The 19,916-nt window shown below is 38.5% G+C and carries 22 protein-coding genes; 10 read left to right on the top strand and 12 right to left on the bottom strand.

Annotated elements, in window-relative coordinates; genetic code table 11:
- Positions 1-52 precede the first annotated feature (52 nt).
- The 5 genes from J2X31_RS13920 to J2X31_RS13900 all read right to left on the bottom strand — a co-directional run bounded on the left by J2X31_RS13920 (position 53) and on the right by J2X31_RS13900 (position 4,921).
- Positions 53-817 (bottom strand): helix-turn-helix domain-containing protein, encoded by a 765-nt coding sequence (locus J2X31_RS13920; protein WP_310027448.1) that lies wholly within the window; start codon positions 815-817, stop codon positions 53-55.
- A gap of 177 nt (positions 818-994) precedes the next feature.
- The gene (locus J2X31_RS13915; protein ID WP_310027446.1) at positions 995-1,780 is read right to left on the bottom strand and encodes an SDR family NAD(P)-dependent oxidoreductase; all 786 of its coding nucleotides are present in this window, start codon (positions 1,778-1,780) and stop codon (positions 995-997) included.
- Positions 1,781-1,856: 76 nt separating this feature from the next.
- Positions 1,857-2,426 carry a Crp/Fnr family transcriptional regulator gene (locus J2X31_RS13910; RefSeq protein WP_310027445.1) on the bottom strand — a complete coding sequence of 190 codons (570 nt, stop codon included), beginning with the start codon at positions 2,424-2,426 and terminating at the stop codon, positions 1,857-1,859.
- 269 nt (positions 2,427-2,695) lie between these two features.
- Positions 2,696-4,297 (bottom strand): ice-binding family protein, encoded by a 1,602-nt coding sequence (locus J2X31_RS13905; RefSeq protein ID WP_310027444.1) that lies wholly within the window; start codon positions 4,295-4,297, stop codon positions 2,696-2,698.
- 198 nt (positions 4,298-4,495) lie between these two features.
- Positions 4,496-4,921 carry a response regulator gene (locus J2X31_RS13900; protein WP_310027442.1) on the bottom strand — a complete coding sequence of 142 codons (426 nt, stop codon included), beginning with the start codon at positions 4,919-4,921 and terminating at the stop codon, positions 4,496-4,498.
- Between the two features lie 195 nt (positions 4,922-5,116).
- Here J2X31_RS13900 and J2X31_RS13895 point away from each other — a divergent pair, with 195 nt between their 5' ends.
- Positions 5,117-5,353: a helix-turn-helix domain-containing protein gene (locus J2X31_RS13895; protein WP_310027440.1), complete on the top strand. Its 237-nt coding sequence runs from the start codon at positions 5,117-5,119 to the stop codon at positions 5,351-5,353.
- A 43-nt stretch (positions 5,354-5,396) separates the two neighbouring features.
- Here J2X31_RS13895 and J2X31_RS13890 read toward each other — a convergent pair whose 3' ends face one another.
- From J2X31_RS13890 to J2X31_RS13880, 3 genes are read right to left on the bottom strand one after another with little or no spacing between them, the layout of a single operon-like run.
- On the bottom strand, positions 5,397-6,761 hold the full coding sequence (locus J2X31_RS13890; protein WP_310027439.1) for an exonuclease domain-containing protein: 1,365 nt from the start codon (positions 6,759-6,761) through the stop codon (positions 5,397-5,399).
- Between the two features lie 32 nt (positions 6,762-6,793).
- A complete protein-coding gene (locus J2X31_RS13885; RefSeq protein ID WP_310027437.1) occupies positions 6,794-7,420 on the bottom strand; it encodes an alpha-ketoglutarate-dependent dioxygenase AlkB family protein in 627 nt (208 codons plus the stop codon).
- Entirely contained in the window at positions 7,407-7,853 is a 447-nt protein-coding gene (locus tag J2X31_RS13880) for a DUF1810 domain-containing protein (protein WP_310027436.1), read from the bottom strand. The genes J2X31_RS13885 and J2X31_RS13880 overlap by 14 nt, the downstream gene beginning before the upstream one ends.
- A gap of 223 nt (positions 7,854-8,076) precedes the next feature.
- Here J2X31_RS13880 and J2X31_RS13875 point away from each other — a divergent pair, with 223 nt between their 5' ends.
- The 7 genes from J2X31_RS13875 (at position 8,077) to J2X31_RS13845 (ending at position 14,415) form a co-directional block, all read left to right on the top strand.
- Entirely contained in the window at positions 8,077-8,844 is a 768-nt protein-coding gene (locus tag J2X31_RS13875; protein ID WP_310027435.1) for an XRE family transcriptional regulator, read from the top strand.
- A 97-nt stretch (positions 8,845-8,941) separates the two neighbouring features.
- On the top strand, positions 8,942-9,529 hold the full coding sequence (locus tag J2X31_RS13870; protein WP_310027433.1) for a transposase: 588 nt from the start codon (positions 8,942-8,944) through the stop codon (positions 9,527-9,529).
- A gap of 33 nt (positions 9,530-9,562) precedes the next feature.
- The gene (locus J2X31_RS13865; RefSeq protein WP_310027431.1) at positions 9,563-9,982 is read left to right on the top strand and encodes a hypothetical protein; all 420 of its coding nucleotides are present in this window, start codon (positions 9,563-9,565) and stop codon (positions 9,980-9,982) included.
- 229 nt (positions 9,983-10,211) lie between these two features.
- Positions 10,212-11,621 (top strand): MATE family efflux transporter, encoded by a 1,410-nt coding sequence (locus tag J2X31_RS13860; protein WP_310027429.1) that lies wholly within the window; start codon positions 10,212-10,214, stop codon positions 11,619-11,621.
- 78 nt (positions 11,622-11,699) lie between these two features.
- A complete protein-coding gene (locus tag J2X31_RS13855) occupies positions 11,700-11,927 on the top strand; it encodes a DUF8828 family protein (RefSeq protein ID WP_026705223.1) in 228 nt (75 codons plus the stop codon).
- 132 nt (positions 11,928-12,059) lie between these two features.
- Positions 12,060-12,332, top strand: a complete 273-nt coding sequence (locus J2X31_RS13850) for a hypothetical protein (protein WP_310027426.1) — start codon at positions 12,060-12,062, stop codon at positions 12,330-12,332.
- 79 nt (positions 12,333-12,411) lie between these two features.
- Positions 12,412-14,415 carry a M48 family metallopeptidase gene (locus J2X31_RS13845; RefSeq protein ID WP_310027424.1) on the top strand — a complete coding sequence of 668 codons (2,004 nt, stop codon included), beginning with the start codon at positions 12,412-12,414 and terminating at the stop codon, positions 14,413-14,415.
- A 1-nt stretch (position 14,416) separates the two neighbouring features.
- Here the strand turns inward: J2X31_RS13845 and meaB are convergent, their stop codons facing one another.
- The 4 genes from meaB to J2X31_RS13825 form a co-directional block, all read right to left on the bottom strand.
- Positions 14,417-15,502 (bottom strand): methylmalonyl Co-A mutase-associated GTPase MeaB, encoded by a 1,086-nt coding sequence (gene meaB, locus J2X31_RS13840; protein WP_310027422.1) that lies wholly within the window; start codon positions 15,500-15,502, stop codon positions 14,417-14,419.
- A 61-nt stretch (positions 15,503-15,563) separates the two neighbouring features.
- Positions 15,564-16,295 carry a subclass B1 metallo-beta-lactamase gene (gene bla, locus J2X31_RS13835; protein WP_310027420.1) on the bottom strand — a complete coding sequence of 244 codons (732 nt, stop codon included), beginning with the start codon at positions 16,293-16,295 and terminating at the stop codon, positions 15,564-15,566.
- A gap of 95 nt (positions 16,296-16,390) precedes the next feature.
- Positions 16,391-17,035 carry an NAD(P)-dependent oxidoreductase gene (locus J2X31_RS13830; RefSeq protein WP_310027418.1) on the bottom strand — a complete coding sequence of 215 codons (645 nt, stop codon included), beginning with the start codon at positions 17,033-17,035 and terminating at the stop codon, positions 16,391-16,393.
- 45 nt (positions 17,036-17,080) lie between these two features.
- The gene (locus J2X31_RS13825; RefSeq protein ID WP_310027417.1) at positions 17,081-17,488 is read right to left on the bottom strand and encodes an Rrf2 family transcriptional regulator; all 408 of its coding nucleotides are present in this window, start codon (positions 17,486-17,488) and stop codon (positions 17,081-17,083) included.
- A 114-nt stretch (positions 17,489-17,602) separates the two neighbouring features.
- Here J2X31_RS13825 and J2X31_RS13820 point away from each other — a divergent pair, with 114 nt between their 5' ends.
- Together J2X31_RS13820 and J2X31_RS13815 are read left to right on the top strand one after the other, a co-directional pair.
- Positions 17,603-18,514, top strand: coding sequence for an AEC family transporter (locus J2X31_RS13820; protein ID WP_310027416.1), 912 nt, complete (start codon positions 17,603-17,605; stop codon positions 18,512-18,514).
- Positions 18,515-18,520: 6 nt separating this feature from the next.
- Positions 18,521-19,729 carry an MFS transporter gene (locus J2X31_RS13815; RefSeq protein WP_310027415.1) on the top strand — a complete coding sequence of 403 codons (1,209 nt, stop codon included), beginning with the start codon at positions 18,521-18,523 and terminating at the stop codon, positions 19,727-19,729.
- The last annotated feature ends 187 nt before the right edge of the window (positions 19,730-19,916 follow it).

The raw sequence follows: 19,916 nt of genomic DNA, 5'->3' as shown, positions 1-19,916 counted from the left end.
TTATACAAAGATCAATCTCTAGGTTTTCCAATCATTGTAAAAAATCATTGATTTACCAATGTAAATCCGATTTGAAAAAGTCAGTTGGTGTTTGCCCTGTAAAAAGTTTAAAGTCTTTATTGAAATGAGCTTGGTCAAAATATCCATTTTCAAAGGCCATGTCAAGAAAAGATGCAGGTGTTTTTTGACGGATGATGGAATTCATTTTCACTATATGGGAAAACTGTTTGGGAGTGGCTCCTGTAGTTTTTCTAAATCTTTTTTCAAAAGCATCCAGACTTATGTATAACTCATTTGCTAAATCGCCCATCCTAATGATTCCCTTGTTTGAATATATTTTTGTAATAGCATCCTGAACAAGTTTGTCGGGCTTGTTGAAGGTAAGTTTTGAGCATAAATATTCCTCCACAAGTGCTATTCTTGTAGGATTGTTGGTGGCTTCGGCCAAACGTTCTTCCATTATTGAAATTTCCGATTGGGGAAAGAAATGATCCAATGAAACACTTTCTTCGAATAGTTCTTGAAGCGGGTGCTTTAAAAATGCCGTCGCCCCGGTTTCTTTAAACAGCACGATCAAGGCGGATGTTTTAGCCTCGTAGCTGATGAGCCGAACTGTTTTCCGTAAACCTGAAAATGTTGCAACAGGTAAATTGGTTTTGCCTGTATTGTTGATGTATGAAATTTGTCCACCAAAACGGAACGCTAGGGCAAGCGAAGTGTTGGGCAAAACCCTATTGACCAATTCTTCTTGGCTTTCAATAATTCTATAGGCCTTGATGAAAGGGAATAGCTTTGCAGTAGGTGTATAGTGTGTCATTTCCATTGTAGGTGAACTATTTATACGATATACATTTGTATTCAATCAAACCCTAAAGTTTTCGAACAAATGGCAATAAAACGAAGTTATAAAAAAAACTACTTCATTTCTCTCAATAAGTAAAAAATCCCTTTCGGTTAAAAAAGGGATTTTTGTTTAGTAGTGATCAATTTCTAGTTACCAAGGACTAATTTCTGTTCCGTCCTCAATATCATTGCTGAAAAATTGTCCTGTAGGAGCATTTTTGTCTGTTAGCGTATGTTTGATGATAAAATCAACTGCACTTTCCACAGTTCCAGGTCCACTGTAGTGGTTGAAATCAGTTGCGGTATAGCCTGGGTCAATCACATTTACCTTGAATGGTAGGTCTTTCAAATCATAAGCCAATACAATAGAGTAGGCATTTAAGGCTGCTTTTGAAGTTCCGTAGCTTGCCGATTTAAAATCATAATATTTCCAGCTCGGATCATTGTGTAAAGTCAAAGAGCCAAGTCCTGAAGTAATATTGCTGATTCTTGGGCTATCTGATTTTTTAAGCAATCCTAAAAATGCTTGGGTAACACTGATCACACCAAAAAAGTTGGTGTCAAATACTTCCTGAATAGCAGTTATTGAGGTATCGGAAGCATTTTGCGGAAATGCACCGCTTATTCCGGCATTGTTGATTAGAATATCCAATTTCCCTTGTTCCTTCTCAACAATGTTTTGGGCAGCCAAGATGGTTTCCGGCTTCGTGACATCAATCGCTATGGCTTTGATATTTTGAAATCCATTTTCGTTTAATGCTTTTACTACTGCTTCTCCTTTTTCAAGGTCGCGTGTTCCCAAGTAAACAAATAATCCTTTTTTTGAAAGCTCTTTTGCGGTTTCCAAACCTATGCTTCTGTTGGCTCCTGTAATTAATACTGATTTACTCACTCCTGTGATGCTGTTTTTTTGGTGTTCGTGATTCTTCGAAGTCATTTTTTTTCTTTTTAAATTATAAAGCAAAGGTGCTCTGTTTAGAAAAGAAATCATTTGCCATTTGACAAAAAGCAATTTAGCTTATGTTTTTTCTGATTCTGCTCAAAGAAGATTGTGTAACACCAAGATAGGAGGCAACGTACGAAAGCGGAATGCGATTAACAACATTAGGATAGATTTCCAGAAACTTCAAATAACGTGTTGTGGCATCTTCCGAAACCAACGGACTTCTTCTTTCTACTTTCTGCCTTAACGCTTTTGAAGTAATTTTATGCACGATAGTTTCCCATCCTAAAATTGTGTCCAGCAATTCTAGCCAATCTTTTCTGGAAAAAACAATGAGCTTGCAATCGGTAATGGCCTGTACATAAGAACTGGAGCAGATTTCATTGTCAAAACTTTCTAAATCCACTACAAGATTGTTTTCGTCAATAAAATATTTGGTAATTTCTTCGCCTTTGTTGTTGTAATAGCAAACCCGGACAATGCCGTCTATTACAAAGCCCACTTCTCGGGCAATTTTACCTGCTTCAGAGAAATAAGCATCTTTCTTGATTTCGACTTCGGTCGCCTTGCTTGAAATCAAAGCAATCTGTTGTGGATTCAAACTTCCAAATTGCAAAATGTATTCTATCAATTCTTTCATGGATGCAATTTAGGGAATGTTCTAGGGTTAAGAATTGTCATTTGGCAAAAAGTTTATAAAAATCTTTCACGTCGGGAAAGGTATTATACTTGTACTTTTTCATGAGAAATACTGGATTCCAATAATTCAATAGCTTTAGTGCAAAGTTGTAGAGGAATGAAAAATCCTTTAATCTTCATTCAATATGTTTTAATACTTAAATCCTAGAATCAAAAAAAAAATGCGTTCCCTTAAAGAACGCATTTTTATAAGCCTATGTAAAATAAGGTTTACTGTTTTGAAATCAGCTTTCCAGTCTGAACTTTTCCGCTGTCGCTAAGCAACTTATAGAAATAAATTCCATCAGGAAGATTGATGTTGATGGTGTTTGAGGTTTCTCCCAAAGTCTTTTCAAGAACCAAGGCACCTAGAGCACTATATACAGCAATCTGACTGCTGTTGTCTTGGAAACCTGCGTCAACAGCTACTGTAAAAGTAGTTTTAAACGGATTTGGATAGAGTTTCGCTACTGGCATAACACGATCAATTGTTCCTAGGTTTTCACAACCAGGTGTCATCGTAGCATTGATTCCAAAAGTACTGATTGCTCCATTGGTACTCAATACTCTTCCTTCTACATCTACACCCGTATTCAATATAACAGCACCATTGTTTCCAATAAGCGTTCCCTTGAATTCAGTATAGTCGTTTAGGTTTGTTGCTCCATCTACTTTCCAGTACACATTTTTTGCCTGAGCTTCATTGATAAGTTCAACAGTGGCATATGTACCAGTAGAAAATGCTCCATTGATTTTCAAAACAAAAACAGCATCTTCATTTCCCTGTGCATCAAAGGTTACCTTTCCGGTAAGTACAGTCTCGGCATCCAAGAAATAAGTATGAGGTGTCAATACAAGATCGTTTCCGAACGTTGCAGGATACAACAGTTGGATGTCGGTTGGCAATGTATTCAAATAGGTATAAACCGTGTTGGCGTCAGCGGCACATTGTGCGGTTGAAACATCAGGATTGGCATGTATGGTTCCATTCACATTTGCGGCTTGGAAACCTGTTGTCAATCCAACATTTGTTCCTACATCTCCTGTAACAAAAGTCACCCCAGTGTTGGCCACTCCGCCATTTCCTGAAAAGATGGTATAGCAAACCACAGTTCCTAGAGGTGGTGCTATTGGTCCTGTTAATATCGGACTAGAACAGCCAACAGGTTTTCTTGCTGTTACTCCAGCAACCGTCACGGCTCCAGTAGTAGACAAAGCACGTCCTTCTAATTTTACACCCGTATTGAGGATGATGGCAGCGTTGTTGGCTATTATCGTTCCTTTAATTACGGTGTTTGTAGCTAGATCCACAAGACCTTCGATTTTCCAGAAAACGTTACACGCTTGTGCACCATTTGCTAAAATAACCTGTGATCCTGCTGCAGAAGAAAAAGCTCCTTCAATTTTAAAGATAAATACAGCTCCTGTATCACCTTGTGCATCTAATGTTAGGGTATTGTCGAGTGAGGCACTCTCTGTAATCGAATAAACTCCTGCATTTAAAATCTGACCGTTTCCTAACAGGGATGATGGGAAATGAGTAGGGATTGTGGCATTCAAGGAATTGTAGGCAATGGTAAGATCAGCAGTGGCAATGGCAGTTGTTCCGTCGCCATCATGCATCACACCATCTACATTTCCGAAGTTGGTGCTCGATCCGTTATTGGTACCGATGTTTCCCGTAAGGTGTGAAAGTCCGGTATTGCTAACGGCACCATTGGAAGAAAAAAGTACAAAATTAGCCGAAGTACCAAGGGTAGGGGCTTGTGCAAAGTTAAGAATTGGAAAAATAAGCAAGGCAATAGCACTTAGCTTCTGTAAAGTTTTATTCATAGCGGGGTTTTTATCAGCGGTTTAAGTACCGCTTTCAACCAAAGGTAGGTTACAACCTTACTGCTATTTGGCTATTTAACGTTTCGTACGAGAAATACAATGAGGAAGTAGGAATTTATACGCTTAAAAAGTTTGTTTTATAAGTTTTTGATTTTAAAAGGGTTAATCTGAAATCAATTCATTCCCACTGATTCTTTATCACTTCACATAATCCGGAGCCACACACTTATTCCAATAGTCAACAATGGTCTTGATGGTAGCTTTCAATTCATTATAGCTGTTGGGCTTCACAAAAAAACCTTGGGCCGATTTTGAATAAGCATCCACAATATGTTGCTGTTCAGAACTTGTAGAAAAGAAAAGGAATGGGATCGACTTTATTCTCAAGTCTTCATTTTCCTGAATTTGTTGCCTCAATTCCATACCCGTTAGCCGTGGCATGTTGATGTCCGAAAAGATGATGAATGGTTTTATGGGAGAAGTAATCAGGTATTCAAGGGCCTTTTCGCCATCGCCAAAAAAGAGCACCTCATTCTTGTTTTCTAAGTCCAGAAATACTTCCTTGAGCATGTCTTGATCGTCTAGGTCGTCTTCGATAATGATGATTGGGCCACGTTTGTTCATTTTTGGTTTTTGGTAAAGGTAGGTTATTAGTTGGCAATTTATTTTTTATCGCATCCTTTTTAGTAATTGATGTGCAACAGCATACCATGAGGATTTAAATCGACTTAATTTATACTAAATCTGAATTGAAGTCGATGCTTTGGACTTGTTTTTATTATGCCTTATATTTACTTAAAAAGGAAAAGAATTTACAATATGTTGCAGTTTAAAGATAGAAGGTTGGTCCTTTTCGGAATTCATATAAAAAACTTGCGAGAGGCAAAGGGAATGACCATTAGTGATGTTGCCGAAAATACATCGTTGATCAAGAAAGATCTTTTGGCTATCGAGGAAGGTAGTAAGAATTTAGGCTTTACCACCATGTTGGAACTAGCGAAAGGGTTGGGAGAGCATCCGTCCAAGTTACTCGATATAGATTTAGAAAATGGATAGTGTTAAAATTCTAGGTTTAAAATCGAATTGCTGAATTAGACTTTCAATGATGCATGATTTTCCCAGGATATTTCTCCACAAAGGAATAAATCAATTGCATGATATACTGGTTGCTTTTGTAGGGTGTTACATAATCCCGAACTTCGGTCGGATCGGAAAACCCAATGTCGGACGAGAAATAACCCATTCCATAAAAGACACCATCTTCCACCCAAATACAGCTTCGTTCGTCAGAAGAGCGTCCTTTGTCGATGATGGAGAAAGTCGGCCTGCTCAAACACAAAGATTTTATAGCTTCCTTAATTTGCTTGTTGTGAAGTTCCATTTCAGGAAAATCGGTTTCATCATGCTGTCGGAAAAACACTCCTTCGTCCAGCCTTCCATATTTGCAGAACCTGTAATCAACACCAAATTTTTCTGATAAGCTTTTTAATGTGTTAATCGCTTCATATTCAGTATTGAACGTCTGGATGCAGGTCTGAAATTTAGCCAGTTTCCCAACTGCCAAATAGAGATATCCGTTTCGGGCTTCATATTGATAAAGTCCAAATTTTGCTTCAAAGCGTTTCAATGCCCTGTTGTAAACCGGCCACAGCTTCTTGATTTCAGAGCATTCCAGCAATAACGCCATCAATTCGGTAGCACAAACTTCAAAAGAGATGGCATGTATGTCCCTCAAGAAATTTTGCCTTTGCAGGGTAAGGCTATTGCCACTAAAGTGTGAGGCCACCCGCTTCTTGATGTTGACGGCCTTTCCCACATAAACCACTTTCTTCTCTTGATTGTAAAAATAATAAACACCCGGTTTCTCTGGTAATTGTTCAAAATCTTGAGGAGGTAGGTTAGGAGGCAGGCGTTGGTCTTGAGCCGTTTTCTTGATCATTTTGTCCATAATGCCTTCATGGTCTGCTTCCAATAAAAGTGAAAACAATACCGCTGTGGCATCTGCATCACCACCTGCCCGATGTCGGTTTTCTAAATTAATGTCCAATGAATGGCAAAGGTTCCCAAGACTATAGGAAGAATGTCCCGGTAGGATCTTCCTTGACGCTCGAACGGTACAGAGTTTTCGGGCAGTCCAGTTGAAACCTGCTTCCTTTAGTTGGTGTCGTACAAATGAATAATCGAAATTGACATTATGGGCTACAAACACCCGATCCGTCAGCAGTTCCAACACTTTCTCTGAAATGTCGTCAAAGATAGGGGCATCCCGAACCATTGCATTATTAATTCCAGTCAAGGCAAATATGGCTTGCGGAATGTCCTTTTGCGGATTGACAAGCGATTCCCAACGGTCGATTACGTTTGTCCCATCGTGAATGAGAATGGCAATTTCCGTAATACGGCTTCCACCGGCATTCCCGCCCGTTGTTTCGATATCTACTATGGCATATTCCACTTTTTTCATGCTGTTGTATAAACGGGATAATGGATTTCTTATTATTTTGAACGGCTGACTCTTCTGAAGGTCAGGTTGATTCTGGGCAATATGTCCTTGGCTGTTTTCGGAACCTGATGCTGCCAGAAGCTGTTGGTTGTGCCAGCCATCAAGAGGAAGGAACCGTGATGCAAGGGGATTTCCACCTGCTGAATGTCTTTCCTTGTTTTATGCCGAAGCCGAAACATACGGGTTTCTCCAAAACTCACCGATGCAATAATAGGATTTGGACCTGAATTATCGGTGTGGTCACTGTGCCACGCCACGCCATCTTTGCCGTTTCGGTAGAGGTTTAGGAGTACGGCATTGAAGGCAAGCCCTGTTTCCGCTTCCACCTTTTTTCTGATACTCAGTAATTCGGGAGTCCAGTCGGGACCATCCTGATTCGCCCCTGCATTGTCCTTATCTTCATACCAGGCAATCATCCTTGGGGCTGTTACGGTCTTGTCAAAAATTTCCATCTGATATTCCTTCCATTGGGTATGATTTAGAAACGTATGATAATAGCAATCCGATGCTTCTTTTTCGATAAAATTATCCACCAGCATAAGGTCGGTATCGGGCAGGTCGAATATTTTCTTGCCCGCTTTTCCAGACGAAAAAAGTTCGGTGTCTTCAAATAGTGTCATAGTGCAATTTGTTTCGGAGTAATAATTTCAGCGTTTCTTCATCCTGTAATCCATTAAAATAGCGTTTCAATACGGAGGCAAATACAGGATGGGGATTTTCCAGATTTGCAAACAGCGTCATGCAGGAACGGAGCTTCACATCATCCGGATACCCAAAGAGATCACTTGCAGATTTATCTTCTATGTTTAATAATGCTTCCGAAATTTCAATAAGATGCTTTCCGAGTACAGGATGTGCCAGATAGTCTGTGGCTTCCTGCAAATCGGCTATGGCATAAAAACGTGCCGTTTCGCTTTGTCCCAAACCTTTCAATTGCGGAAAGATAAACCACATCCAGTGGGTTTCCTTCCTGCCGTTCTTTATTTCCTGCAATGCCTTCAGGTACACCTGATTCTGGGCTTCCAAGAATTTTTTTAAATGATTTACTTCCATATTTGATCAATTAGGTAGTGTTGGTTATTTTGAGTTTCTATCATGGCGGTTATAGGGAAGGCGATGGGATATTCTCGCCCTAAGGTAATTATTAAGGCTAAACGGATTAAATTACCTATTAATGAACGGTTAAACCAATTAGCCAATAAAACTTTTTTACAAAAATAAGACGAATACGTACAATTATTACTATTTTTGTTGTGACAAATACGCACATTAACTTATGTCATTATTTTCTGAAAATATAAAGTACTTGAGAATCAAGAAAGAAGTGTCCCAACAATTCGTTGCCGATGCGGTAAACATTCCACGTCCGCGTTATGCGAAGTATGAAGATGGGAAGAATTTTCCACCTCCCGAAATACTGTTGTCGCTCTCTCGCTATTTTGCAATGAGCATTGATTTATTACTTTCTGTAGATGTTCGAAAGATTCCTATGGGAGATCTGCTGAAGTTGGAGAACAACAGGTTGCTTCTACCCATTACGGTCGATCCTCTCGGCAACAACATGATTGAAGTGGTGACCCAAAAAGCCAAGGCAGGATATCTGAATGGGTATTCCGATCCCGAATACATAGAAAGTTTGCAACAGATTTCCTTGCCTTTCCTCGGACCAGGGAAGCACAGGGGATTTCCAGTAGAAGGCGATTCAATGCCACCTCATGAACCGGGATCCATCATTGTTGGCAAATATGTCGAAAGGCTGGGAGATGTAATGGACGGTCGTACCTATATCCTGATTACCAAAAGTGAGGGCATGGTCTATAAACGATTGAATAAGAACAAGAAAAATACATTGGTAGTGGAATCCGACAACCGTTTTTATCCACCCTATGAAGTACGAGTTTCCGATATTTTAGAGATATGGGAATACGAATGCAGTATCGGAAGAAGCGATAAGAAATCGGAATCCGATGATACGGATGATGTAAAAGGAATGTTCATCGAATTGAAAAGGGAAATTAGAGAAGTCAAAAAGCGATTAGGATAATCCTGTAGAGACGTTGCACTGCAACGTCTGTACTATCAATAAATCAATAAATCAATCAATGAATCAATGAATCAATGAATCAAAAAATCAAAAATCCATGCCAGATAAATATCAAAACAAATACAGAATCCCATCTGCCCGATTAAAGAATTGGGATTATGCCTCCAATGGAGCCTATTTTATTACCATCTGCACAAAGGATAGGAAACATTATTTCGGAGAAATAACAAATGGTGAAATGGAATTATCTCCAATTGGCGAATTAGCACATCAATTTTGGAATGAAATCCCAGCACATTTTCCTTTTGTAGAATTAGGGAATTTTGTGGTAATGCCGAATCACATGCACGGGATATTGATTATTTCTCATAATAATCATCCTATCGATGCCAATCTAAATCCAAATGAAGCTCTGCATTCCGTAGTACAGACGTTGCACTGCAACGTCTCTACCGAAACCAAAAAAATCGCAATACCCTCCCCAAAACCGGGATCTATATCCACCATCATCCGCTCCTATAAATCTGTGGTAACTAAAAATGCACATTACATCAATAAGGAATTTCAATGGCATCCCCGATTTCATGACCACATCATCAGAAATTCCGAATCCTTTGAAATAATCCAAACCTACATTGCCAACAATCCAGAAAATTGGGGAAAGGATAGATTATCAAAAAGATAAAAAAGAAATACTATCAGATAAATAAGAACATCAATGAACGACCAACTCAACAACCTCCCACTATACCAAAAAGCTATGGAAATCCTCCGCCTCACGGAAGCTTTGGTTACCACCATTCCAGAAGATGATGTTTTTCTTGAAGCTACAAAAGGCTTTATGATGGAAAATGCCTATATCATTCCAGCCAAGATTGCTGGAGCAGAAGGAGTGGAGCTATATGACCTAAAGATGGAAAACGCCGCCATAATCAGAAAATCTGCCAGAGAACTCTATGTTCAAGCCGGTAGCCTCAAGCATTTCAGTAACGAAAAGCACGATTATCCGAACTTGCTTCGTTTTGCCATTGATGAATTCAAGTCACTTTTTGTGCAATGGGTAAAAGCTTTTGATGTCTGGGATTACATTGTTGATGATTGGGGCTTGTTTAATCCGCCAGGTATTGAGCCTGAATAGAGTTTTTACATTCATATTTTTGGTGATTAGTTTTCAGTCACAGGAGTTACTTGGACATTGATTTTGGATATTCTGGATTTTTAAATTGCCGTGGACAGAATATTTATGTGCAGGTCACCAAATGTTTTTTTGTCAACCCTTTGATTAGAATAGCCCCAATCAAACTCTTTCCTGTTCGGTCTTCAATCTGAAATCTTCTCCCTACATTTGCACACAAATTTTCAAAACCGTGAATTTACAGCAGTACACCCGTGAGTTTTCCTACAACCTTAAACTGGCCTATCCCATCATCCTCGGAATGATCGGTCACACTCTGGTAGGTATAGTCGACAATATAATGGTAGGGAAAATTGGCCCTACCGAATTAGCAGCCGTTTCACTCGGTAACAGTTTTGTGTTTGTGGCGATGTCGCTTGGTGTTGGCTTCTCTACCGCCATCACACCCTTGATAGCTCAAGCCGATGGTGAGAAAAATACGGAAAGGGGAAGAAGTGTTTTCCATCACGGACTATATCTGTGTAGCATTTTAGGTGTCGCCCTTTTTGTCCTTATCGTATGCTTCAAGCCGCTTATCGCTTATATGGGACAGTCGGAAGCCGTTGTCGAAATGGCAAAACCTTATCTAGATATTGTTGGCTGTTCCTTGATTCCGCTCATTATTTTTCAAGCCTACAAGCAATTTGCCGACGGATTGAGCGAAACCAAATACTCGATGTGGGCCACCATCATCGGGAATCTGACCAACATCATCATCAATTATCTTTTAATTTATGGAATATGGATTTTCCCCGAATGGGGTATCATTGGTGCTGCAGTTGGAACCATAGCTTCTCGATTTGTGATGCTGGGCTACATGCATTTTATGATGGTCAATAAACCAAAATTCAAGGCTTATTTCGAAGGATTTAGTCTGAAGGAAATCAAGCGGGACATCAACAACCAAATCATCAGGCTGGGTTTACCATCGGCCATGCAAATGTTCTTTGAAGTGGCTTTGTTTACAGGAGCTATATGGTTGTGTGGTAGTATCAGCACTACAAGTCAGGCCGCCAACCAAATTGCATTGAGTTTGGCTTCCTTGACCTTTATGTTTGCCATGGGGTTGAGTGTTGCCGCCATGATCCGGGTAGGCAACCAAAAAGGACTGATGGATTATAAAAAGTTAAGAACCGTGGCGATTTCCATCTTTTTGCTGGTGGTGATTATCGAAATAGTGTTTGCCCTGCTGTTTGTGGTCCTGCATACCGTTTTGCCTTATGTGTTTGTAGATATTAATGATGTTCAGAATCTTACCAAGAATATGGAAGTGATTGCCATAGCCTCACAACTACTCTTGGTAGCTGCCGTCTTCCAAATTTCAGATGGACTGCAAGTGGTGATCCTCGGAGCCTTGAGAGGTTTGCAAGATGCCAAAATCCCGATGTACATTACTTTCGTTGCCTATTGGCTTATTGGTTTCCCAACATCCATCTATCTTGGAAAGTACACCACTCTTGGAGCAACCGGAGTCTGGATTGGACTTTTAGCAGGATTAACTGCTGCCGCACTTTTTTTGTATATTCGCTTCCAGAAGCTCACTAGGGGGTTGATTAGTTTTCAGTCACAGTCACAGTTTTCAGTGGAAAACGATAAACAATAATAAATAGATAATAAAAAATACAATAAATAAGATTTCTAGACTGCCATCAGCAATCTAAAATCCAAAATCTAAAATCAAATGGAATTACCAAAATTTTTACTAGGCGACAATACCGATTTCCCAGAAGACATCTTCATCATCCATCTGGATTACCCACGTTTCATCATCAATCTGAAAGACGATGAGGTAGAATTCCTTGAAGAGGATGAAGACCTAGACGAAGCTGAACTTAACGCTGAAATGGAAAACCTGATTACACAGGCGAATGCATTCTACGATAGGGAAGTAGCGAGGTATGAGGAGTAGTTAGTGTTCAGTGATCAGTTTTCAGTTTGTGTCCTTAGTGGATACTTTGTGATCTTTGTGTTTAAGTAAATGCAAATGGATTATTACGAAACTGTCAGTTTGTTTCAGTTCTTCTAAAATTAAATGATATAGATGAGTAATTTTGATTATAAAAAAAGTGCTGTCCTGCTATTGGCTTTAATTGGGGTTGGACTTATGTCGAAAGGTTTTTTAGGGGTTTTCGATTTACATTTTCAAACTATTGAGAATGGAAATGAAATTATGAATACAAGCTATTATTTCGGTTATAATACTGGATTGGTTCTTGCTAAAATCGGAAAGATAGCTGTAGGTTTCCTGATGCTGAAATATTGCTATGAATGGTTTTGCATTCGCAAAATCAACCTTGATGATTTTCAAAAATAAGTTACATTTAAACAAATATTAACCCCCTAACAATATTGATGGCAGTATGGAAGTTCAGGTTTCTAAGAATTTTAAAAAGATGACAATCAAAGCAATTTTTGCGATTGTCTTGTTTATAATTGTCTATCTCGCTTTATTATCATTAGCAATAGGAATCACAGCTTTGTGTGTTGTGGGTGGTTTTACAATTATCATCGCCAAGCCAATGCTACTAACGATAGGTTTGGGGATCGGATTGGCAAGTTTGGGCTTTTTTATCCTTGTATTTTTATTTAAGTTTCTATTTAAAAAACATAAGATTGATAGAAATCATCTTACCGAAATTACAGAAGAGCAGGAACCGAAACTCTTTCAGTTTATTCGACAAATTGTAAATGAAGTAGATACCGATTTTCCTCAAAAAGTATATATCTCCAGTGATGTAAATGCAAGCGTATTTTATAATTCCAGCTTTTGGAGTATGTTTTTCCCCATTCGCAAAAACTTGCAGATAGGTTTGGGACTGGTTAATACAATTTCAGAACAGGAATTCAAGGCGATATTGGCACACGAATTCGGACATTTTTCCCAACGAAGCATGAAGGTTGGAAGCTACGTCTATAATGTAAACCAAGTTATTTTTAATTTGATTTATGAAAACGAATCCTTTGACGGAATGATTCAGAAATGGGCCAACATCAGTGGATATTTTTCTTTTTTTGTAGCTCTTGCAGTAAAAATTATCGAAGGCATCCAATGGATATTGCGAAAGATGTATGATTTTATAAACATCAGCTATATGGGGCTTTCAAGAGAAATGGAGTTTCATGCAGATGAGGTGGCGGCTAATGTAGCAGGCTATTTGCCTCTGAAAGAATCGTTGTTGCGAATGGATTTGGCACAGCATTCCTACAATGATGTCCTGAATTTCTACGGAAATAGAATTATCGATAACTTAAAAAGCAGGAACATCTATAATGAGCAAACGTTTGTGATGAACTTTATAGCATCCGAAAATAAAATCCAGTTGAAAGACAATTTGCCTTTGGTCACTGCTTTCGATTTAAACAAATTCAATAAGTCGAAACTTAATATCAAGGACCAATGGGCTTCTCATCCCACAACCGACGAACGTATTGAAGCTCTGGAAAAACTCAATATAATTAAAGACAATCCAAGCACAGGTCCTGCAAATGCATTATTTGCAAACACCAATTCTATTGAGGAAGAAGCTACTCTCAGAATATTTTCTACAGTTGTTTATGAAGGAGAAGCAGAACTCGTTAAAGAAGAAAAATTTAGAGATGCTTATACCGAATCCTACTTTAAGAATAGTTTTCCAAAAATCTATAACGGTTATTACGACAATAAAAATCCAGTAATAGCAAGTGATGTAGATTTAACAACGGAAGATAATTGTAGTCCCGCAACTCTTTTCAGTACAGAACAAGTTGATAAAATTTATGAGTTGATTGCTTTAGTGCAAGACATTGCTACGTTAGAAAATATCGCTCAAGGCGTATATCCCATAAAGACTTTTGATTATGATGGAAAGAAATTCACAAAGAAAGAGGCCAAAGATTTGGTTGTGATTTTGGAGCAGGAATTAGAGGTTGTAAAGGAACATATTAAGCAAAATGACGGAAAAATTTACCGTTTTTTCCTTCAAAAGGCAATTGCCAAAGGAAAAGATAGCGAGTTCAAAAATAAGTTAGACCATTATTTAAGCCTTGATGCCGAACACGACAAAAAGGCAGCTTTATACAGTGATATTGCACAAGCCACCAGTTTTGTTAGCGTGGTGACGCCAAATGAAGAAATTGAAGGAAACTTTAAGAAACTTATGCCATTAGAAGCAAAAATCAAGGCAGAGATAAGGTTGATGCTCGACAACAAACAAATTGAATCTGAAATTCACAAAGTAATGAGGCAGAACTTTGAAAATTATCTGTCTGTAGATTTTGTTTATTTTGGAAATGGATCTTATTACGACGATAATTTGCAAATATTTTTTGGAGCAATTAACGATTACAACTACTTGTTGTCCAGAATTTATTTCTTGACGAAGCAAGATTTATTAAAGTTTCAAGCAGAATTAATTTAAACTATCCTTTAAAATATTTTTCCAACAAAATACTAGCAGCTGCAAACGGTGACACTTTATTGTTTTGCACTGCTTTTTTGTTTTCCTCTAACAAATGTTGGATTTCCGGATGATTGAAGAAGTTGTTTTTTAACTGTTCATTGATGGTTTCGAGCATCCAATACTGGCTTTGACTGCTTCTTTTTTCGGCAAAGTAATGATTATTTTGGGTAAGTTCAAGATAATCAGAAATGGTTTTCCAAACTTCGTCAATGCCCTCTTTGGTATAGGAACTGCAAGTCGAAACTGTAGGCATCCATCCTGATTTTTTAGCAGGAAATAAATGTAAAGCTCTATTGAATTCCGTCTTGGCAAGTTTAGCTTTCTTGATGTTATCACCATCCGCCTTATTGATGACAATCGCATCGGCCATTTCCATAATTCCTCGTTTGATGCCCTGCAATTCATCTCCGGCACCAGATATCTTAAGCAAAAGAAAGAAATCTACCATACTGTGAACGGCAGTTTCGCTCTGACCCACACCAACGGTTTCAATAATGATGGTGTCAAATCCTGCAGCTTCACAAAGTGTAATGGTTTCACGGGTTTTTCGGGCCACACCACCTAAAGTTTCACCAGAAGCCGATGGTCGGATATAGGCATTTTCATCCTTGACCAATTCCTCCATACGGGTTTTGTCGCCCAAGATGCTTCCATGCGAAATCGTACTACTAGGATCAACAGCCAGAACGGCAACTTTTTTCCCAAGACCCGTAAGATATTTGCCGAAGGCTTCAATAAAAGTACTTTTTCCAACACCGGGAACACCTGTAATTCCAATGCGAACCGATTTGTTAGCAAATGGCAAACAAGCATTTATTACTTCATTGGCTTTCGCCAAATGCTCGCTGTTGGTGCTTTCAACCAATGTAATTGCCCTACTCAAAGCCGTGATATTTCCTTCCAAAATACCCTCAACCAATTCTTTTGCAGACGGTTGCACTTTCCTGAATTGCTGGATGTTCTCCACCACCGAAGCACTGATGATTTCGGGTGGCGAAACTCCTTCTTTTTCCTTTAAGGCTAATTTTGGTTTGGGCTTTTTCACATCTAAATTTGTTGTAGTAAAAGTAAGTAAAAGAAACAAAGTTTAAAATGCATCACACATCTTATTCTTGAAAAAGTGTGATCGTATAGTCCAACAATCCTTGGTCGCCAACTTTTCCATGTCCCGGAATAATGGTTTTTACATCAGGATAGGCCAATTTTATTTTACGGATAGTTTCGGGCCAATCTTTTACATTCGCATCTTCTAGATTTCCTTTTCCAGCATTCATTTCTTTAATCAAGCATCCACCAAACATTGTTGCTTCGGAAGGAAAATAACCAATGATATTGTCCTTTGTATGTCCTTCTCCAAAATATCGTGCCTCCACTTTTTGGGTTCCGATGGTAAATTGATAGTCATTTTCAATTCCGTTTTGAGGAACAGCCGAGCCTTTCTCTTTCGCCAATTCAATTGTTAGATCTTTTGCATAGGAAGGAATTCCAACTTTATGAAAAGCTTCCAGACCACCCAGACAATCACTGTGGAAATGCGTTGCAACAACGGCTTTTATTTTGCAATTAAGCTGGTTTGAAATGATATTTATGAGTTCTTCAGAGGTATTATCGTCAATTGCGGTATCAAAAACAATTGCTTCATTGTTGTCGATGATAATCATTCCGTTGCAACCCACCATGCCAAAACTTTTGGTTTGCAGAAAAGAAATGTGTTGGTAAACATGAGGCGATACTTCTTTAACCGTTACATTTTTAGATGTATAAGAGGTTGCTTTTTTTTGCTTAGAAGCAGTACAGGATAAAAACAAAAGTGTGAAACAAAAAACCAAAAATTTCATAAAAAAGGAGTATTGTGTTTGGTGTAAAATTACAAAAACAGTTTCAAAAAGCTATTTGCATTTCTGAAACTGTTTGGGTGTGTTCTCGCAAAAAATTAATAAGCAGAAGTAAATCTTACTTGATGGTGCCTTGGATTTTCAACTTCATCTGCAAGAACAACCGCTACATCTTCGCCAGAAAGGATACTTCTATTCTCGTCATCAAAAACAGGATTTTCCAAACCTAGTCGATAGTTGCCTGTTCTTCCTGTTGTAATACCCGGATGCATTTCAATAGCCGGACTGAAAAATGCCCAATCCAATTCTTTTTCTTCCTTGATGATGTCTAAATATTCACGAGCTGCAGTGGCACCTTGCTTGAAATCTGCTGGAAAGTCCGGACTGTCAACCAATTGACTTCCGTTGATATACAAGCTTCCCGCACCACCAATCGTGATCAGCCTTTTTACTCCAGAAAGTTTCACGGCTTCCTGTATCGCTTTGGCTCCAGCCAAAAAATCATTGTAGATGTTTGGATTTGTCCATCCCGGATTGAAGGAACTCACAACAGCATCGTGACCTTTTAAAACTTTTGATAACTTTTCAATGTTTAAAACATCAACGGCAACATATTGTAAATTTTCCTTATCCGATTCTTCAACTGTTCGTGATATTGCCGTTACCTGATGATTGCGGTTTGTAAATTCATTTACAAGTTTTTTCCCGAGGAAGCCTGTTGCTCCAATAATTGCTACTTTCATATTTATATGTAATTTAAAATGTTACAGTTTTAGATAAAAAAAAGGTTAGAACTTTTGCTCGAAATCCATTAAGGAAATTCCATGTAATTGATTGCTGATTTTGTCATTGATATCATCATAAAGCGATTGCAGGTTCTGATTGATTTTTTTTCCAACAGGACAATTCGGATTCGGGTCTTTTTTAGAAAAACCCAAAGTAACCTTCTCAAAAGTAAGCTTGAAAATAGTATCCAAGGTAATGTCCTTTGCTGGAATCAGCAGTTTTGTTCCTCCGTTTTTTCCTTCTTTACTTTCTACAATATTGTTCTTTTTCAGATTGGCAATTTCCTTCCGGACCAAAACAGGGTGCAAGTTCATACTTCCAGCCAAAAACTCCGAAGAAAGATATTCATCCGGAAATTTCGAAAGCAAAGTGAGAATGTGCAACGTGATGGCAAACTTACCTGAAAGCATACTGTAATAAAATATGTTACAAATTTATTAGTTTTTATAATTCGAAACATTAAAAAAGCGTTAAAAATTAAATCAAACCTTTTATAGTAGTATTTTTGCAGTCTAGTTTCGGATATGGAAAACATTATTTTAATCTTCGTCTGTTTGTTGCTTGGAGTTTTCCTGCAACGGGTGAAGGATTTTCCTGTCAACAGCCATAAAGCATTAAATCAATTTGTGATTTATATTTCGCTTCCGGCACTTGCCCTTTATTATATCCCAAAAATTGAATTGAGTTCCAAATTGCTATTTCCGATGGCTGTCGCCTGGATTGGTTTTCTATTCTCTTTCGTGTTTTTTTGGTCTTTGGGAAAAGCATTCGGGTGGTCTAAAAAACTAGTCGGTTGCTTAATTTTAGTGGGAGGTTTGGGAAATACTTCGTTTGTTGGTTTTCCTGTAATTGAAGCTTTATACGGTAGGGAAGGTCTAGAAACGGCAATCGTTCTCGACCAAACGGGTTCATTTTTAGTATTAACGACATTCGGAATTATTGTAGCTTCAATGTATTCTCGCGATACTCCAAAAGCAAGTCTTATTTTGAGAAAAGTAGTCTTGTTTCCCCCTTTTATAGCCTTTATAATCGGAGGAACATTGAATGTCTTTCAAATCGATTTTATCGAAACGATGCAAACCGTTTTCCAGAAATTAGGCGGAACAGTCACCCCAATCGCCTTGATTGCCGTTGGATTGCAACTCAAAATAGAACGCGAAAGTAAGCATTGGAACTTCTTAGCATTGGGATTGTTTTTTAAATTAATACTAACACCTGCATTTTTTTACATCCTCTACATTTTAATTTTTGGACAAACAGGAAAAATAATAGAAGTGTCGATTATGGAAGCTGCAATGGCACCTATGATAACAGCTTCTATCTTGGCCTCGTCCCACGGATTAAAACCAAAATTAAGCAGTATGATGATTGGCTTCGGAATTCCGCTGTCCTTTCTGACGCTCGCTTTTTGGTATTGGATTTTACAAACATTTTAGATTTTTATGGAAATTGCAAATACAAACACCTCGATTCCTGCAACCGATTTGGCACAAAAAACAGTTTATCCCATCCTGTTTTCCATTGCCTTTGCCCATCTTTTAAACGATTTGTTGCAAGCGGTAATTCCGGCAGCTTATCCGATTTTAAAAGACAGTTACCAACTGACCTTCACCCAAATCGGACTCATAACCTTTGCCTATCAAATGGCGGCTTCCATCCTGCAGCCCATAGTTGGCTTATACACAGATAAAAAACCAAAACCATATTCACAGATTTTCGGAATGGTATTTACCTTATCGGGAATCATTTTGTTGGCCTATGCTTCAAGCTTTCCCATTATAATTTTGTCAGTCGTTTTGGTCGGAATTGGTTCTTCTATTTTTCATCCCGAAGCTTCCCGGATTTCCTTTCTTGCATCCGGTGGAAAACGTGGCTTGGCACAATCCATCTTTCAATTGGGAGGAAATGCCGGAACTGCAATCGGTCCGTTGTTGGTGGCTTTGATTGTCGTTCCAAACAATCAGCATTATATCATCTGGTTTGCAATTGTGGCAATTATAGCTCTTTTCGTATTGTCTAAAATTGCCGTTTGGTACCAAAATCACTTGACGTTGAGAGCCAAAAAGAAAGTAGAAATCATTCTTCCCGATTTGTCTCAAACCAAAATCATTATCTCGGTTTCCATATTATTAATCCTCATTTTCTCGAAATTCTTCTATATGGCAAGCATTTCGAGCTATTTCACGTTTTATCTGATGGATAAATTCCAGCTTTCTATCCAAGATGCACAATTTCATTTGTTCCTGTTTTTGGCTTCTTGTGCCATCGGAACCTTGATTGGCGGACCGTTGGGTGACAAATTCGGAAGAAAATACGTCATCTGGTTTTCAGTTCTCGGAGCGGCACCGTTCACGCTTTTGCTTCCTTATGTCGATTTGTTCTGGACAGGAATTCTATCGGTTGTCATAGGAATAATCATTTCATCGGCTTTTCCAGCAATCTTAGTTTATGCACAGGAATTATTGCCTAAAAAACTCGGGATGGTTTCGGGACTTTTCTATGGTTTTGCCTTCGGAATGGGAGGTTTGGGTTCGGCACTTCTAGGAAATTTGGCCGACCATACCAGCATCGACTATGTCTATCATCTTTGTGCCTATTTGCCCTTGATTGGATTTATCGCCTTGTTTCTTCCGAATTTGCAGAAGAAGTAATTTAATAAGAAGCTAATCCTGCTATCCGTTCCAATCTTTTTAGTAAACCGCTTTTTTTGCTAAAACAAAAAGGAGCTTCCGTTGGTCGCTCTTTTTCTTTTGCAAAAAATAGCGCTTTCCTTAAAAAGGATTTCCACTACTATCAGGGCTAGGGCGTTCGGGCTGTAAATAATTTTTAGAGATAATT

Source organism: Flavobacterium arsenatis (genome assembly GCF_031456785.1).
In the GTDB taxonomy this organism is placed as follows: Bacteria; Bacteroidota; Bacteroidia; order Flavobacteriales; family Flavobacteriaceae; genus Flavobacterium; species Flavobacterium arsenatis.
Note: the sequence above shows the minus strand (reverse complement) of the source record. Positions and strands in the feature narration are given on the sequence as shown.

Bases quoted from the DNA above. Each gene is read 5' to 3' on its own strand.
- J2X31_RS13920 (WP_310027448.1), bottom strand. From the start codon at position 817: ATGACACACTATACACCTACTGCAAAGCTATTCCCTTTCATCAAGGCC.
- J2X31_RS13915 (WP_310027446.1), bottom strand. From the start codon at position 1,780: ATGACTTCGAAGAATCACGAACACCAAAAAAACAGCATCACAGGAGTG.
- J2X31_RS13910 (WP_310027445.1), bottom strand. From the start codon at position 2,426: ATGAAAGAATTGATAGAATACATTTTGCAATTTGGAAGTTTGAATCCA.
- J2X31_RS13905 (WP_310027444.1), bottom strand. From the start codon at position 4,297: ATGAATAAAACTTTACAGAAGCTAAGTGCTATTGCCTTGCTTATTTTT.
- J2X31_RS13900 (WP_310027442.1), bottom strand. From the start codon at position 4,921: ATGAACAAACGTGGCCCAATCATCATTATCGAAGACGACCTAGACGAT.
- J2X31_RS13895 (WP_310027440.1), top strand. From the start codon at position 5,117: ATGTTGCAGTTTAAAGATAGAAGGTTGGTCCTTTTCGGAATTCATATA.
- J2X31_RS13890 (WP_310027439.1), bottom strand. From the start codon at position 6,761: ATGAAAAAAGTGGAATATGCCATAGTAGATATCGAAACAACGGGCGGG.
- J2X31_RS13885 (WP_310027437.1), bottom strand. From the start codon at position 7,420: ATGACACTATTTGAAGACACCGAACTTTTTTCGTCTGGAAAAGCGGGC.
- J2X31_RS13880 (WP_310027436.1), bottom strand. From the start codon at position 7,853: ATGGAAGTAAATCATTTAAAAAAATTCTTGGAAGCCCAGAATCAGGTG.
- J2X31_RS13875 (WP_310027435.1), top strand. From the start codon at position 8,077: ATGTCATTATTTTCTGAAAATATAAAGTACTTGAGAATCAAGAAAGAA.
- J2X31_RS13870 (WP_310027433.1), top strand. From the start codon at position 8,942: ATGCCAGATAAATATCAAAACAAATACAGAATCCCATCTGCCCGATTA.
- J2X31_RS13865 (WP_310027431.1), top strand. From the start codon at position 9,563: ATGAACGACCAACTCAACAACCTCCCACTATACCAAAAAGCTATGGAA.
- J2X31_RS13855 (WP_026705223.1), top strand. From the start codon at position 11,700: ATGGAATTACCAAAATTTTTACTAGGCGACAATACCGATTTCCCAGAA.
- J2X31_RS13850 (WP_310027426.1), top strand. From the start codon at position 12,060: ATGAGTAATTTTGATTATAAAAAAAGTGCTGTCCTGCTATTGGCTTTA.
- J2X31_RS13845 (WP_310027424.1), top strand. From the start codon at position 12,412: ATGACAATCAAAGCAATTTTTGCGATTGTCTTGTTTATAATTGTCTAT.
- bla (WP_310027420.1), bottom strand. From the start codon at position 16,295: ATGAAATTTTTGGTTTTTTGTTTCACACTTTTGTTTTTATCCTGTACT.
- J2X31_RS13830 (WP_310027418.1), bottom strand. From the start codon at position 17,035: ATGAAAGTAGCAATTATTGGAGCAACAGGCTTCCTCGGGAAAAAACTT.
- J2X31_RS13825 (WP_310027417.1), bottom strand. From the start codon at position 17,488: ATGCTTTCAGGTAAGTTTGCCATCACGTTGCACATTCTCACTTTGCTT.
- J2X31_RS13820 (WP_310027416.1), top strand. From the start codon at position 17,603: ATGGAAAACATTATTTTAATCTTCGTCTGTTTGTTGCTTGGAGTTTTC.
- J2X31_RS13815 (WP_310027415.1), top strand. From the start codon at position 18,521: ATGGAAATTGCAAATACAAACACCTCGATTCCTGCAACCGATTTGGCA.